12 protein-coding genes and 3 tRNA genes are annotated in these 13,770 nt (G+C 47.3%); 10 read left to right on the forward strand and 5 right to left on the reverse strand.

What is annotated here, in order from left to right; all coding sequences use genetic code 11:
• Positions 1–75 precede the first annotated feature (75 nt).
• Positions 76–744 carry a phosphatidylserine decarboxylase gene (locus HMPREF3179_RS09835; protein WP_070471003.1) on the forward strand — a complete coding sequence of 223 codons (669 nt, stop codon included), beginning with the start codon at positions 76–78 and terminating at the stop codon, positions 742–744.
• Positions 744–1,613: a CDP-diacylglycerol--serine O-phosphatidyltransferase gene (gene pssA / locus HMPREF3179_RS09840; protein WP_105885689.1), complete on the forward strand. Its 870-nt coding sequence runs from the start codon at positions 744–746 to the stop codon at positions 1,611–1,613. Before HMPREF3179_RS09835 ends, pssA begins: the two co-directional genes overlap by 1 nt.
• A gap of 59 nt (positions 1,614–1,672) precedes the next feature.
• On the opposite strand, the gene HMPREF3179_RS09845 is transcribed toward pssA, so the two are convergent.
• Positions 1,673–2,233, reverse strand: a complete 561-nt coding sequence (locus HMPREF3179_RS09845; protein ID WP_083290748.1) for a hypothetical protein — start codon at positions 2,231–2,233, stop codon at positions 1,673–1,675.
• Between the two features lie 546 nt (positions 2,234–2,779).
• On the opposite strand from HMPREF3179_RS09845, the gene rpsO reads away from it, so the two are divergent.
• From rpsO to HMPREF3179_RS09860, 3 genes are all read left to right on the forward strand, one after another.
• A complete protein-coding gene (gene rpsO / locus HMPREF3179_RS09850; RefSeq protein WP_018026460.1) occupies positions 2,780–3,049 on the forward strand; it encodes a 30S ribosomal protein S15 in 270 nt (89 codons plus the stop codon).
• Positions 3,050–3,191: 142 nt separating this feature from the next.
• On the forward strand, positions 3,192–5,339 hold the full coding sequence (gene pnp / locus HMPREF3179_RS09855; RefSeq protein WP_070470995.1) for a polyribonucleotide nucleotidyltransferase: 2,148 nt from the start codon (positions 3,192–3,194) through the stop codon (positions 5,337–5,339).
• A 138-nt stretch (positions 5,340–5,477) separates the two neighbouring features.
• Positions 5,478–5,554: transfer RNA gene (locus tag HMPREF3179_RS09860), tRNA-Pro, on the forward strand.
• 116 nt (positions 5,555–5,670) lie between these two features.
• Here the strand turns inward: HMPREF3179_RS09860 and HMPREF3179_RS09865 are convergent.
• From HMPREF3179_RS09865 to icd, 4 genes are all read right to left on the reverse strand, one after another.
• Entirely contained in the window at positions 5,671–6,705 is a 1,035-nt protein-coding gene (locus HMPREF3179_RS09865) for an MJ1255/VC2487 family glycosyltransferase (RefSeq protein WP_070470997.1), read from the reverse strand.
• An 18-nt stretch (positions 6,706–6,723) separates the two neighbouring features.
• Entirely contained in the window at positions 6,724–7,257 is a 534-nt protein-coding gene (locus HMPREF3179_RS09870; protein ID WP_048767613.1) for a phosphatase PAP2 family protein, read from the reverse strand.
• Between the two features lie 108 nt (positions 7,258–7,365).
• Positions 7,366–9,174, reverse strand: a complete 1,809-nt coding sequence (aceK, locus tag HMPREF3179_RS09875; protein WP_048767614.1) for a bifunctional isocitrate dehydrogenase kinase/phosphatase — start codon at positions 9,172–9,174, stop codon at positions 7,366–7,368.
• Between the two features lie 222 nt (positions 9,175–9,396).
• The gene (gene icd / locus HMPREF3179_RS09880; RefSeq protein WP_018026455.1) at positions 9,397–10,653 is read right to left on the reverse strand and encodes an NADP-dependent isocitrate dehydrogenase; all 1,257 of its coding nucleotides are present in this window, start codon (positions 10,651–10,653) and stop codon (positions 9,397–9,399) included.
• Positions 10,654–10,890: 237 nt separating this feature from the next.
• On the opposite strand from icd, the gene HMPREF3179_RS09885 reads away from it, so the two are divergent.
• The 5 genes from HMPREF3179_RS09885 (at position 10,891) to HMPREF3179_RS09905 (ending at position 13,705) form a co-directional block, all read left to right on the forward strand.
• On the forward strand, positions 10,891–11,325 hold the full coding sequence (locus HMPREF3179_RS09885; RefSeq protein WP_018026454.1) for a DUF1841 family protein: 435 nt from the start codon (positions 10,891–10,893) through the stop codon (positions 11,323–11,325).
• Positions 11,326–11,341: 16 nt separating this feature from the next.
• Complete coding sequence (locus HMPREF3179_RS09890; RefSeq protein ID WP_018026453.1) at positions 11,342–12,187, forward strand: AAA family ATPase; 846 nt, start codon at positions 11,342–11,344, stop codon at positions 12,185–12,187.
• A gap of 13 nt (positions 12,188–12,200) precedes the next feature.
• Positions 12,201–13,370, forward strand: a complete 1,170-nt coding sequence (locus HMPREF3179_RS09895; protein ID WP_070470999.1) for a vWA domain-containing protein — start codon at positions 12,201–12,203, stop codon at positions 13,368–13,370.
• A 151-nt stretch (positions 13,371–13,521) separates the two neighbouring features.
• Positions 13,522–13,609: transfer RNA gene (locus HMPREF3179_RS09900), tRNA-Leu, on the forward strand.
• A gap of 5 nt (positions 13,610–13,614) precedes the next feature.
• Positions 13,615–13,705, forward strand: a tRNA-Ser gene (locus tag HMPREF3179_RS09905).
• Positions 13,706–13,770 lie beyond the last annotated feature (65 nt).

Genomic DNA, 13,770 nt, shown 5'->3' on the forward strand with positions numbered 1-13,770 from the left:
CTACCCAAGGGCGTCTGCATGTTACCATGGAGGGTGATGAATTAATTGATTAAATTTACTTGTATAGGTACCTTGGTGAGCAATCAGTTACAACAAAAGAATCAAGCACAAAAGCGCCCGTTACTCGCAAGAGAGGGTTGGCCTTTTATTGCCCTCGCATTGATTTTAACGATTATCGCAGCTTTTATTAATAGCTGGCTAGGTTTAGCATTGGCCCTAGTGGCGATATTTGTTATCCAGTTTTTTAGAGATCCGAGTCGTCAGGCACCGTCCGGCGATAGCTTGGTGCTGTCTCCAGCTGACGGTCGTATTGTGGCCGTTGAGGAAGTGCACGATCCTTATGCCGAGCGTCGAGCACTTAAAATCAGTGTGTTTATGAATGTGTTTAATGTGCATTCCAATCAGATGCCGATCAGTGGACGGATTCATAAGGTCGAGTACCATCCGGGTAAATTTGTTAATGCCGATTTGGATAAGGCTTCGGTAGAAAATGAGCGTAATGCCATTGTGATTGAGCGCGCCGATGGGCAGCTGGTCACTTCGGTACAAGTGGCCGGTTTAGTGGCACGACGCATTTTATGTTATGTGACGGAGGGGCAGGTGCTGCAGGCGGCGGATCGTTACGGCTTTATTCGTTTTGGTTCGCGGGTGGATGTGTATTTACCCTTGCAGGCTAAGCCACTTGTCGCTATCGGTGATAGGGTTTCGCATACAACGACGGTATTAGCCGAATTGGAGTCATGATGGCAGAGGATCAAAGAGCGAGCGCTGAGGGTGCAGAGACAGGGGTTGCACAGGCCAATGAGGACTTAGCTAGTCCTGATACGCTAAGTCAGGACGATGGTGCAGAGCCCTTATTGATTAATGCAAAGCCGGTGCCTAAGCGAGGTATTTATTTATTGCCGAATGCGATCACCACGGCTAATTTATTTGCTGGCTTTTTTGCGGTGATGCAAGCCATGAATCATCGCTTTGAATGGGCTGCTTTAGCGATTTTTGCGGCCATGGTGATGGATGGGATGGATGGCCGTATTGCACGTTTAACCAAAACCCAATCATCCTTTGGTGAGCAGTACGACTCCATGGCCGATATGGTGTCTTTCGGCATGGCCCCAGCTTTGGTGATGTATACCTACACCCTAAACGATTTGGGTCGTTGGGGTTGGTTAGCTGCCTTTGTGTATGTGGCCGGTGCTGCTCTGCGTTTAGCGCGTTTTAACAGCAATATTAATATTGTTGATAGTCGTTACTTTCAGGGCTTACCGAGCCCTGCAGCGGCGGCCTTAACCGCCGGGTTTGTCTGGTTGTCGGTGGATAATCGCTTACCCATCTCGGATCCGCATGCGTGGGTTGCTTTTGTGATCACGGTGTATGCAGGCTTGACCATGATTTCCAATGCGCCGTTTTTTAGTGGCAAATCAGGTCTCTTTATGGAGAAAAAATCACCAGCGCTATTGATGACGCTGTTGGTGTTGTTATTTGCCTTGTTGATGCTTAATGCACCATTGGTCATCACCGTTGTCTTTTTATCTTATACCCTATCAGGCTGGGTGATTATGCTGCTACGCTGGCGCAAGGCTAGGCGCTTACGCAGCTTGAGAAAGACCGAGTAGTTAAATCATAAATAATAAAAACGCCCGCGGTACCATAAATGGTCGCGGGCGTGGTGCTATTAGCATTCGACAAAGAAGCAATCGCGATCAAAGCGGGGGTCCGGTCCAGTATGCCAATGCGTCATCTGCTGACCATCTTTGCCCATATAAATATGCAGCAGCTTATTCCAGTGGTTAACCTCCTTGTAGCGATAGCTCCAAATCTGCTCACGCTTTTCGCCTAAGCCAAGGGTCTCGATTTCCGCTGGTGGACCGAATTCGCATAGTACCGCTTGGGCAGACCACTGACCACGGTCTAGCTTTTTAAAGTTTTGTGGAGTGAGTATCGAATAAACAGAACCGATTAAATAGCCCTCAGCATTTACATCAGCACCGTACACATATTGCCCGTTAGGCTGTTGTGACCAAAGCAAACGTTGACCGCCATCGGCACGCTCGCACTGATGAGTAGCTTGTCCCATAATGCTCAAAGCCTCAGGTAGTGTAGCATTTGCCGGCACATCACGATAGCTGGCGCAGGCACTAAGCACGCCGGCTAAGGCAAGCAAAAATGCGGGTCGATAAAGGGCATGGAGGGCACGCGGTTGGGCTTTTTGCGGCTTATTTATCACAGATTGCATTATTTTCTCTCAAGTGGTGATTTTAAACACAACTTAAATGGTAAAAGGGAGTATAATTAGCGATTAACTTATAAATTAGTGACAGTTAGGTAGCGACTGGCTAGCTTTAGTTTAGCAGATGATTAGCATGCGAGCTTTATCATCAGTCGCCGTAAAACCACCCACTTCAAGGGGTGGATATAAGGCGACAAAGTTGCTACAATCAATCAGTTGTTAATTCAAACCATCTACAAAAAACAGCTAAGACAAGTATAAATTGCGAGTACGCAGTGTTTTGGCTAGTAGATGGTATTCCACACACACTCTCAAACTAGCTCGTGTCAACAGACAATCTTAACGGTAGGGTTAGTTTGAAATAAGAATCTTAGATGCAAGGTGTGAATTGCAAGGCGGTAGCCACCTCTAAGATTTGCGGTCGGGCTTGATCGTCTAGTTGTAGGAATCCCATCCCTTTAGGGAGTGGAGGAAGTCAAAAGTTAGGGTTTAATTGATTATGTTCACGTTGGCGCTCTATCCGTGTCAACGCATGTTTTAAGGATATATAGTATGTCAGTTGCAGATATTGATAAAGCAAAAATTGTTTCAGAATTCGCTCGCAAAGAGGGCGATACCGGTTCACCTGAAGTACAGATCGCTTTGCTTACCGCTCGTATTAACGAGTTAGGTTCTCACTTCAAGGAGCACGCCAAGGATCACCACTCACGTCGCGGTTTATTACGTATGGTTAGCCGTCGTCGTAAGTTACTAGACTACTTAAAAAGAACTAACGCTAACGCTTACCGTGATTTAATTGTTAAATTAGGCTTACGTAAGTAATTGACGGGTCTTTAGAAGTAGAGATTCATAGCCGTGCACAGATGCTTTCTGCTGCACGGCTTTTTATTGTTAGTCCGACAAGCGTTATAGAACCGTGGTATCGCTTGAGATTTCGGACAAAATTGTAGATTAAGGAATCCACATGTTTAATAAATTTACTCAGTCTTTTCAGTATGGTGAGCATACTGTTACCCTAGAAACCGGCGAGATTGCGCGTCAGGCGACGGGTGCTGTGTTAGCTTCGATGGGCGATACAGTTGTGTTAGCGACCGTGGTTGCCGCTAAGGATGCTAAGCCAGGCCAGGATTTTTTCCCACTGACCGTGGACTATATTGAAAAGGCCTACGCCGCTGGTATGATTCCCGGCGGTTTCTTTAAGCGTGAAGCTAAGCCTTCCGAAAAGGAAACCCTTACCTCTCGTTTAATTGACCGTCCTTTGCGTCCCTTATTCCCTGAGGGTTTTTATAATGAAGTGCAAGTGATTGTGCATGTGTTATCGGTGGATCCGGAGATTGATCCCGATATTATTGCCATGATTGCAAGTTCAGCGGCGGTAGCGATTGCTGGTATTCCATTTGATGGTCCTATCGGCGCGGCACGTGTGGGTTATATTGATGGCAATTACGTGTTGAATCCGAGCCCTAGCCAATTAGAAAAATCGCAGATGGATTTAGTGGTAGCGGGTACAGAAGCTGCGGTGTTGATGGTTGAGTCCGAGGCCAAGCAGCTATCCGAAGAGGTGATGCTAGGCGGTGTGGTGTTTGGTCATGAGCAAATGCAAGCCGCGATCAATGCGATTAATGAGCTGGTAGAAAAAGCAGGTAAGCCTGCTTGGGATTGGCAGCCAGCCCCTAAAAATGAAGCCCTAGTAGCTCAAATTAAAGCGGCAGCACAAGAGGGTCTTCAGGCGGCTTATAAAGTGCGTGAAAAGCAAGCGCGTAGTACGCAAATCAAGCAAATCCATACAGCGGTGCAGGAGCAGTTAGCCGTTGCTGCCGCTGACAAAGGCGAAGAGCTTGATGCGGTTGAGGTTGAAAATATTCTTTTCTCGCTAGAGTCTGAGATTGTGCGTAGTCAAATCCTTAACGGTGAGCCGCGTATTGACGGCCGTGATACCCGCACCGTCCGTCCTATTTCGATTCGTTTAGGTGTGTTGCCACGGACCCATGGTAGCGTTTTATTTACGCGCGGTGAAACACAGGCTATCGTGGTGGCGACCCTTGGTACCAAGCAGGATGAGCAAATCATTGATTCGGTGATGGGTGAGGGGCGTGAACGCTTTATGTTGCATTACAACTTCCCACCGTTTTCTACCGGTGAAACCGGTCGCGTAGGTTCGCCTAAGCGTCGCGAAATCGGTCATGGTCGTTTGGCAAAGCGTGCCTTAGTTGCCACCTTGCCTAAGCACGATGATTTCCAGTACACCATTCGTTTGGTGTCTGAGATTACGGAGTCTAACGGTTCTTCCTCAATGGCTTCGGTGTGTGGCGGTAGCTTGGCCTTGATGGATGCGGGTGTACCGGTGCAGGATCACGTGGCTGGCGTGGCGATGGGTCTTATCAAAGAGGATAATAAATTCGCCGTGCTGACTGATATTCTGGGTGATGAGGATCACTTAGGCGATATGGACTTTAAAGTCGCTGGTACCAAAGCGGGTATTACTGCCTTACAGATGGATATTAAGATCCAAGGCATTACCAAAGAAATTATGCAGGCTGCGTTGGCTCAGGCCAAAGAGGGTCGTATGCATATCTTGGGTAAGATGGAAGAAGCGATTTCTGGTTCGCGTAGCGAGCTTTCCAGCTTTGCGCCACGTATGTTGACGGTTAAAATCAACCCTGAAAAAATCCGTGATGTGATTGGTAAGGGTGGTGCGACGATTCGCGCGCTAACCGAGGAAACAGGTAGCCAAATCGATATCAGTGATGACGGTCTGGTGACAATTTCTAGTGCCGATTTAGATAAGGCAAAAGAGGCAGAGCGTCGTATTCTTGAGATTACCGCTGAGGTTGAGGTAAATCAGGTGTATGAGGGTACGGTGCAGCGCATGCTAGATTTTGGTGCGATTGTACAAATCCTACCGGGTCGCGATGGTTTACTGCATATTTCTGAAATCGCTAATTACCGCATTAATGATATTAATGAGGTACTTAAAGTGGGTCAGAAGCTACGCGTTAAGGTGATCGAAGCGGATGATCGCGGTCGTATCCGTTTATCGGTGAAGGCCTTAGGCGGGATTGAAAACGAAGAAAACCTACTGGGTGAGGTTGATACGCCTGCAGCAGAGTAAGTGAGGCGGCAAGTAGTGGCGTGTGTTAAAACCCACAAATTTCTTATGATTGTGGGTTTTAACTAACAAATTTGATTTTTTACTTGTCATCTACTTGCATTAATCTCAAAACCCTGTATAATTTATTGCTTAGCCAGTCGGGGCATAGCGCAGTCTGGTAGCGCATCTGGTTTGGGACCAGAGGGTCGTAGGTTCGAATCCTACTGTCCCGACCACTATTTATCAGTAGATAGTAGTGGTAGCAATTAGCCGTAATCCATTGTGATTGACGGCTTTTTTGTTGTCTAAAATAATGTGCTATGGTGGCGTGTGGCGTCCCTTAGGCTGAGTACTACAGCGCCACCTGTTCAGCCCTAGCCCACAAGCGCGTCACTAAACCCTGCCAATCCTCGTAGTTCTGCGAGACTATCCATGCTGCTACTTCCTCAGCCACCGGTGGAAACACGGCCCGTGGTAGATTAGCTTGCATGAGCCATTGGCGTAAGGCGGTGGTCTCAAACTCAGTAAATACAACAGCCCGATTTAAATCTTCTAAAATTTTGCCATTAGAAAACTGCTCGACTTGCTTGGCTAAGGTCTTGGTATATATTTTTTTTCCTAGTACCATGGCTTCGCTGCAAAGACCGAATCCAGTATTACAAATCACCCCGGCGCAGGCGGCGAGATCTTGCGGGAAGTGTTCGCGACTTAGGGGTTTGACTAGGATGTTTTTGTCTTGCACCGTGGTGTCACCTTGACGATAGACGATAAAGCGCTGTTCAGGGATTTGTTGTAACCACTGAATCACCTGTGCCGTATCCTCAAAGGGCAGGTACACCAGGATAAAGTCTTCTTCACGCGTGGCTTGCTCATGGTTCATGGCAATCAGCGGAGGTACGATAGGTGCATCATAGGGCGCCCAATGCACACCGATATAGTGCTTAGCTGGGGCAAAGCTTTTGAGTGCTTGAGCCAGTAGCGGTGATTTTTCCGTGCCGGGAATGGCATGACATAAAGCGTATTGATGGGCTAGGCCGATGGCAGGTACGCCACGTAGCTTGGCGGCCCATGCGCTAACCGGTTCAAAGTCCGTCAATACCAAATCATAGTCCTTGACATTTAAGGCGCTGACATCCTTTATAAAGCGTAGCGGACGGGCATCACTGATGGTTTTAAACCAATTGACGGCACCCTGCTTGGTATAAAATGAAAAGCCCTGAAAGGCTCGGTAATCACCAAACATGGCCATATCAAAATAGGCATTGGCTGGGCGACCACTAAACACAAAATCTACTTTGCAACCGGCTGCTTGTAGCGCCGGTAACATCACACGGGCGCGGGTGATATGACCATTGCCCGTGCCTTGTACACCATAAAGAATTCGCACTAATAAAACTCAATCAAATTAAATCGCCATGATGGTTAAGGCGGACCAAGCGCTAGCTAAACCTAAGACCATCCCAGCCACAATATCACCTGGGTAGTGGACGCCTAAAATCACACGCGATAGCCCTACCAAGGTAGCAAATGCATAGGCTGGCACGGCTAAGAAGGGGTATAAAGCCACAATAGTCGTCGCAAAGACAAAGGCTGCCGCCGTATGCCCGGAAGGGAAACTGAATTTATCCGACGGGGTGACTAGACTGACCACATCAACGATTTTGTAGCAGGGGCGGTCACGCTTAATGCTATTTTTAAGCACATAGTAAATCGGTAATTCAAAGCTATAAGCTAGTACGCCTGCATAGAACAGCTGCTTACCTTCAGGACCGGCCCAAATCCACATGGCCATCCCGAGTATGGCATACAATGGGCCATTACCAAGTGTCGAGAGGAGTTGACTTAAGATCGCAATATACTTTTTGCGGTTATAAGCTGATAAGCGGAAAAATAAGCGTGTATCAGTTGCACCTAAGCGCGCGAGCGTACTTGCTTTCATGGAAGACTCCTGTCATTTACAGACGATTCCCTAGTTATCAAGATAATAGTAACAGTCTGTAATGACAGCTTTATGACAGCTAATATCGCTCAGTGCGCCTGCGCTCCTTTAGTCCTCAACCTGGCCGTGGTACTTGGTTTTACCGTCATCGCCATTTCTAAAGCGCACCTCCTCGGGGTAGGGGTAGAAGTCATCCATCTGACCGTTTTGAATGCGCTCCTTCTTGCCTTGCCAGAAAGCCGAGCTTAAGAGCTCGCTATGATGCTGCATAAAGGTTTTGCGCACCACTGGATCGCCTAATAAAAAGGCGCCAAACTCCTCGGGGAACACATCGTATTTGTCCACCGGATACCAGACCTCACCCGACATTTCCAGTTCCGGATAGGGAGCAGGCGGGATGTCGCGGAAATGGCAGTCGGTCATATACTCGATTTCATCGTAGTCATAGAAAATCACGCGACCAAAACGGGTTAGGCCGAAGTTTTTAAAGAGCATATCACCGGGGAAGATATTAGCCGAAGCAAGCTCTTTTAGTGCATTACCATAATCGATGATGACGCGCTCTTTTTCTTCATCGGTGGCATTTAATAAATACATATTAAGCGGTTTTAGACGACGCTCCACATAGCAATGGCGCACCACAATAAAGTGCTCAGTTTCTTCTAATTGAGACGGCGCAAGTTCTCGTAGCTCCTGAATCATTTCCTCGCTACAACGATGACGTGGTAAGGCGACATTGGAGTATTCGAGCGTATCCGCCATGCGCCCCACGCGGTCATGTTTTTTGACTAAAAGATACTTAGCACGTACATAATCCTGGTCGAAGTCCTTATTCGGGCCGAACTTATCCTTTATCACCTTAAAGACAAAGGGGAATGAGGGCAGGGTAAAGACCGTCATGACCAAGCCTTTAATACCGGGGGCAAGAATAAACTGATCCTCAGAGTAATGCAGATGTTGTAAAAAATCACGCCAGAAAATATTCTTACTCTGTTTGTGCAATCCTAGCATGGCGTACATATCGGCCTTATTACGCATTGGCATCAATTGCAGTAGAAAGTTGACATAGCCTGAAGGCACATCCATTGACACGAGGAAATAGGCCCGTGCAAACGAGAAGAGCACGGAAATATGCTGCGGATTAAAGAGCGCCGTATCTACCTCCAACTCGCCCTTAGCATTATGCATGATGGCTATGGCAAAAGGGTGACGGGCGTGACCGTTAATCACTTGGCCCATGATGTAGCCGCATTTATTACGATAAAAGGGTGATTGCAGTACCTGTATATGTAGATTGAGCTCGTTGAGAAGATAGCTCTCACCTAGATAATCGAGGAGTGCCTGATGAATCATTTCAACATCGCGGGCTTGATCGGCAAAGGGCACCTGCCAATCATAGAAGTCGAGTACCTTGGAAAAACAAGCGCGTAAATCACGATCGACCGGATAAAAGGACTTAAAGGTGCCACGATCGGACTCTAGATACTCGGTGGCTGCCGCCGGTTTGACAAAAATAAACTGATTGCGGTAGTAGGCCTTATCCAGTAGCTTAGTGGAGACGGAGTTAAAAAAGGTCTCTGCTAATTCGGGTTGATAATGGTCGACTAATAGTGCGATATACGCCGTTTTTGTCAGACGCCAGGTCTCCTCATGCTGGATCACCTCGTGGTAGTGTTGGCGTAGCTCGCTAATGGCTTCACTGACCCGTTCATCATATACCTGAATACGATCGGCCACCAGTCGTTGGATCTGCTGCCAATCTCGGTTTTCGAAAGCCTCCTTGGCATGGGCGGAGAAAGAACGGAAAATGCGGTAGTGCTTATTAAAGCCACGTAAAATCGTCTCGGCAATCGCTTGGGCTACATCGAGTAGCTCCGGATCGGCTTTACATTGTTCGGGTAAGGTATTGCTAGCCATAAATCGTAAAAACTTCGCACTTATAAATGCGTAAAAGGTAAATTAGTCATCTATACAATGGTAGGAGATTAGGCTAGTAAACACCATAGGTACTTATCTCTACTGCACTGCACAAAATGGCGCCTGAGCTTGACATTTGCCATAAAAAAACCGAGTTAAACGCAATTTGCCTTTAACTCGGTTATATGTGAATACCCTCAGCTACCTAGGTAGCCTCAGTGATTACATATGGTCGATCATCACCTGACCGAACTGAGAGCAACTCACCTGAGTAGAACCCTCTAAGGCACGGGCAAAGTCATAGGTCACCTGCTTAGACTTGATGGCATCACCCATGGCTTTGATAACGAGGTCAGCAGCTTCGGTCCAACCCATGTGACGTAGCATCATCTCAGCAGAAAGGATCACAGAACCTGGGTTAACCATATCCTTACCAGCGTACTTAGGAGCAGTACCGTGAGTCGCCTCAAACATGGCAACCGTATCAGATAAGTTAGCACCTGGTGCGATACCGATACCACCAACCTGTGCTGCTAAGGCGTCAGAGATGTAGTCACCGTTAAGGTTTAGTGTAGCGATAACGGAGTACTCCTCAGGGCGTAATAAGATCTGCTGTAAGAAGGCGTCAGCGATATTATCCTTGATGACGATTTCCTTGCCAGTTTTTGGGTTTTTGAAGGAGCACCACGGACCACCGTCGATCAACTCAGCACCAAACTCCTCACGGGCCAACTCATAACCCCAGTCACGGAAGCTACCCTCAGTAAACTTCATGATGTTACCCTTGTGCACGAGGGTCACGCTGTCGCGGTCGTTATTAATTGCGTACTGAATGGCTTGGCGTACTAAGCGCTTGGTACCTTCTTCAGAAACAGGCTTAATACCAATACCAGAGGTCTCAGGGAAGCGGATTTGCTTCACGCCTAACTCGTCTTGGAGGAACTTGATTAGTTTTTTAGCGTTATCAGATTGGGCTTCGAACTCAATACCGGCGTAAATATCCTCTGAGTTTTCACGGAAAATAACCATATTGGTTTTTTCAGGCTCTTTAACCGGTGAAGGCACGCCCTCAAAGTATTGGATAGGACGTAAGCAGAGGTAAAGGTCTAGCTTTTGGCGTAAGGCCACGTTAAGTGAGCGGATACCGCCACCAACGGGTGTGGTTAGAGGACCTTTGATAGAAACCACATACTCTTTTACCGCATCCAGTGTCTCCTCAGGTAACCAAACGTCAGGACCATAGACCTGGGTTGATTTCTCACCCGCATAAACTTCCATCCAGTGAATTTTACGCTCGCCACCGTAGGACTTTTCAACCGCTGCATCGATCACTTTGATCATCACTGGGCTAACATCAACACCGATACCATCACCCTCGATATAAGGGATGATCGGGTTATTAGGAACGTTTAAGCTATTGTCCGCATTGACTGTAATTTTTTCGCCGTTTGCCGGCACTTTGATGTGTTGGTAAGACATGCTTTTCTCCAGAACTGGTTGCAATGAATAGACTAGTACAATAAAGGTTAATATAAAAGACAATTAACACTCAACTCTCAGTAACAGCAGAGATTTTAAAAACTTTGCTTACACTGTATAAGACTTGAGATGACTAATATATACTGCTTACTACCTAGTCTTATATAAGACTCGATTAGTGTACCTTATTATCATTGAAATTACTCTTATTTTTCACGAACTGTAATAAATAGTTATATGGCAATTTTTAATCCCACGCGTGAGCAGGTCAGAGATTTTTTTATTCAGACCTGGCAAAAGTATCAACATAAAGCAGCGCTAAGTGCGATGGAGAAAATAGCATTGGGCTGGATTATGAAGCATCCTGAGTACCATGCGATGTTGGATAATCCTGAGGCACGCAATAAGGACTTTAGCGTGGCCGAGGGGCAGACCAATCCCTTTTTACATCTGTCAATGCACATTGCGCTTGAAGAGCAGATATCCATTGATAACCCGCATGGCATTCGTGAGGTTTTCGAGCAGCTGAGCGCTAAGTTGGACGAGCATGCAGCACATCATGAGATGATGGAGTGTTTGGGTCAGGTGATTTGGCAGGCACAGCGTAATCGTGGCCCGCTTGATCAGCAATTATATATTGAGCTGTTAAAGCAGCGAGTTAATACACATTAGGGATTAGGACATGGGCATGAAGTTAAATCAATCTTTTGAAAGCACTGAACGCTATATTGCAACCGATGATTTGCGTTTGGCGGTAAATGCCGCATTGAGTCTTGAGCGTCCACTGTTGATTAAGGGGGAGCCTGGTACCGGTAAAACTATGTTAGCCGAGGAGGTAGCAGCGTTTTTGCAACGTCCTTTGTTGCAATGGCATATTAAATCGACCACCAAAGCACAGCAGGGACTGTATGAGTATGATGCGGTGTCGCGCCTACGTGACTCTCAGCTAGGAGATGAGCGTGTCAAGGATATCGCCAACTATATCCGTCCCGGGGTGTTGTGGCAGGCCTTTGAATCTGAGACGCCGGCGGTGGTGCTCATTGATGAAATTGATAAGGCGGATATTGAATTCCCTAATGATTTATTACGCGAGCTAGATCAGATGGAATTCCATGTCTACGAGACAGCACGTACGATTCGGGCGAAGCACCGGCCGCTGGTGATTATCACCTCGAATAATGAAAAGGATTTACCAGATGCCTTTTTACGCCGCTGTTTCTTCCACTATATTGAGTTCCCAGATAGCGAAACCTTGCGCCAGATTGTGGCTGTGCATTATCCCAATGTCGATCAGGATATCCTTAATAGCGCCATGCAGCGTTTCTTTGAATTGCGTGAGATGCCCGGTTTAAAGAAAAAGCCCTCAACCTCCGAGTTTTTGGATTGGCTGGCCTTGTTGAGTGCCTCAAATATCAATCCACAAAGCGTGGAAAATGGTAATCTGCCCTTGGCGGGTGCTTTAATTAAAAACGAGCAGGATTTGTCCTTAATCGAGCGCTTAGTGGCCATGGCAACAGGGCAGGGACGACGCTAGGACAGGCAAGGCGATGTTAATCAATTTCTTTTATCTGTTGCGGCAATACGGTATTCCTGTGTCAATCAATGAGCTTTTGACCTTGATTGACTTATTACGACGCCCGCTGATGGCGCCTACCTTGGATGATTTTTATCGTACCGCTCGCATGACCATGGTCAAGGATGAAAGTCATTTTGACCGCTATGATCAGGCCTTTGCTGCCTTTGTTAGCAAAGCAGAACCTGTGATGGAGCAGTTTAAAGAAATCCCTGAGCATTGGTTGTTGGCAGAGTTTAAAAAGCACTTAAGCGAGGAGCAAAAAGCTGCCATTGAAAAGCATGGCTGGGAAAAGCTGATGGAGCTCTTTAAGGAGCGATTGGCAGAGCAAAAGGAGCGTCATGCGGGTGGTAGCAAATGGATTGGTACCGGTGGCACCTCGCCCTTTGGTCATAGCGGCTACCATCCTGAGGGGATTCGCATCGGTGGTCCCTCTGCCGGTCATCGCACGGCAGTCAAGGTCTGGGAAGAGCGTCATTTCCGTGAGTACGATAGTCAGCAGGAGCTCGGCACCCGCAATTTTAAAATGGCCTTGCGCCGTTTGCGACGCTTTGGGCGCGAAGGGGCGGTCGAGGAGTTAGATCTGGACGGCACCATTCGTGGCACTGCTAAAAACGCTGGTCATCTAGATTTGCAAATGGTACCAGCACGTCATAATACGGTTAAAGTCTTAATGCTACTCGATTCGGGTGGTAGTATGGACGATCATATCGCCATTGTGGAGGAGCTCTTTTCTGCAGCACGCAGTGAGTTTAAGCATTTTGAGGCGTATTATTTTCATAATTGCCTATATGAACGGGTGTGGCGCTATGAAGCAGGGCGCCGCGTGTACAAAAGTACGTGGGATTTACTGCGTAGCATGAATGAGGATTGGCGCCTGATCTTTGTGGGTGATGCAGCGATGAGTCCCTATGAAATTATCCATCCGGGCGGTTCGGTGGAGCACTACAATAAGGAAGCTGGCGGGGTCTGGCTAAAGCGCGCAGTCGAGCACTGGCCCAAGTCCATCTGGCTTAATCCTAATCCGCAGTCGCATTGGCAGTACTATCACTCAACCCGACTGATCCATGAGCTACTCGGTGGTAGGATGTATGGCTTGAGCATCTCGGCGATTGATGAAGCCATGCGCTTATTAGCTAAATAGCGTTGGACTGATGTGGTGATGGGCGCTATTTGCGCATGCTCAGTCTTAAAGAGTCATATTTTTGCAACAAAAAAGGTCTAACGCATCAAAGCACTGGACAAGCATGCGTTCACTTGCTATAGTTATGCTCTTAACCTAATACATTACACAAGCACTCGTGGTGAAATAGGTAGACACAAGAGACTTAAAATCTCTCGGACATTGCGTCCGTGCCGGTTCGATTCCGGCCGAGTGCACCAAGACTGGAAGCTTGGCAGAGTGGTTGAATGCACCGGTCTTGAAAACCGGCGAGGGTTAATAGCCCTCCGTGAGTTCGAATCTCACAGCTTCCGCCAGTATTATATAATAAGCCCTTGATGTTCAAGGGCTTTTTTGTGTTTGCCCAGCGAGGTTGGCAAAC

This window comes from Oligella sp. HMSC09E12 (assembly GCF_001808505.1).
GTDB lineage: Bacteria > Pseudomonadota > Gammaproteobacteria > Burkholderiales > Burkholderiaceae_B > Oligella > Oligella urethralis.

Bases quoted from the DNA above. Each gene is read 5' to 3' on its own strand.
- aceK (WP_048767614.1), bottom strand. From the start codon at position 9,174: ATGGCTAGCAATACCTTACCCGAACAATGTAAAGCCGATCCGGAGCTA.
- icd (WP_018026455.1), bottom strand. From the start codon at position 10,653: ATGTCTTACCAACACATCAAAGTGCCGGCAAACGGCGAAAAAATTACA.
- pssA (WP_105885689.1), top strand. From the start codon at position 744: ATGGCAGAGGATCAAAGAGCGAGCGCTGAGGGTGCAGAGACAGGGGTT.
- HMPREF3179_RS09895 (WP_070470999.1), top strand. From the start codon at position 12,201: ATGTTAATCAATTTCTTTTATCTGTTGCGGCAATACGGTATTCCTGTG.
- rpsO (WP_018026460.1), top strand. From the start codon at position 2,780: ATGTCAGTTGCAGATATTGATAAAGCAAAAATTGTTTCAGAATTCGCT.
- HMPREF3179_RS09890 (WP_018026453.1), top strand. From the start codon at position 11,342: ATGAAGTTAAATCAATCTTTTGAAAGCACTGAACGCTATATTGCAACC.
- pnp (WP_070470995.1), top strand. From the start codon at position 3,192: ATGTTTAATAAATTTACTCAGTCTTTTCAGTATGGTGAGCATACTGTT.
- HMPREF3179_RS09885 (WP_018026454.1), top strand. From the start codon at position 10,891: ATGGCAATTTTTAATCCCACGCGTGAGCAGGTCAGAGATTTTTTTATT.
- HMPREF3179_RS09870 (WP_048767613.1), bottom strand. From the start codon at position 7,257: ATGAAAGCAAGTACGCTCGCGCGCTTAGGTGCAACTGATACACGCTTA.
- HMPREF3179_RS09845 (WP_083290748.1), bottom strand. From the start codon at position 2,233: ATGCAATCTGTGATAAATAAGCCGCAAAAAGCCCAACCGCGTGCCCTC.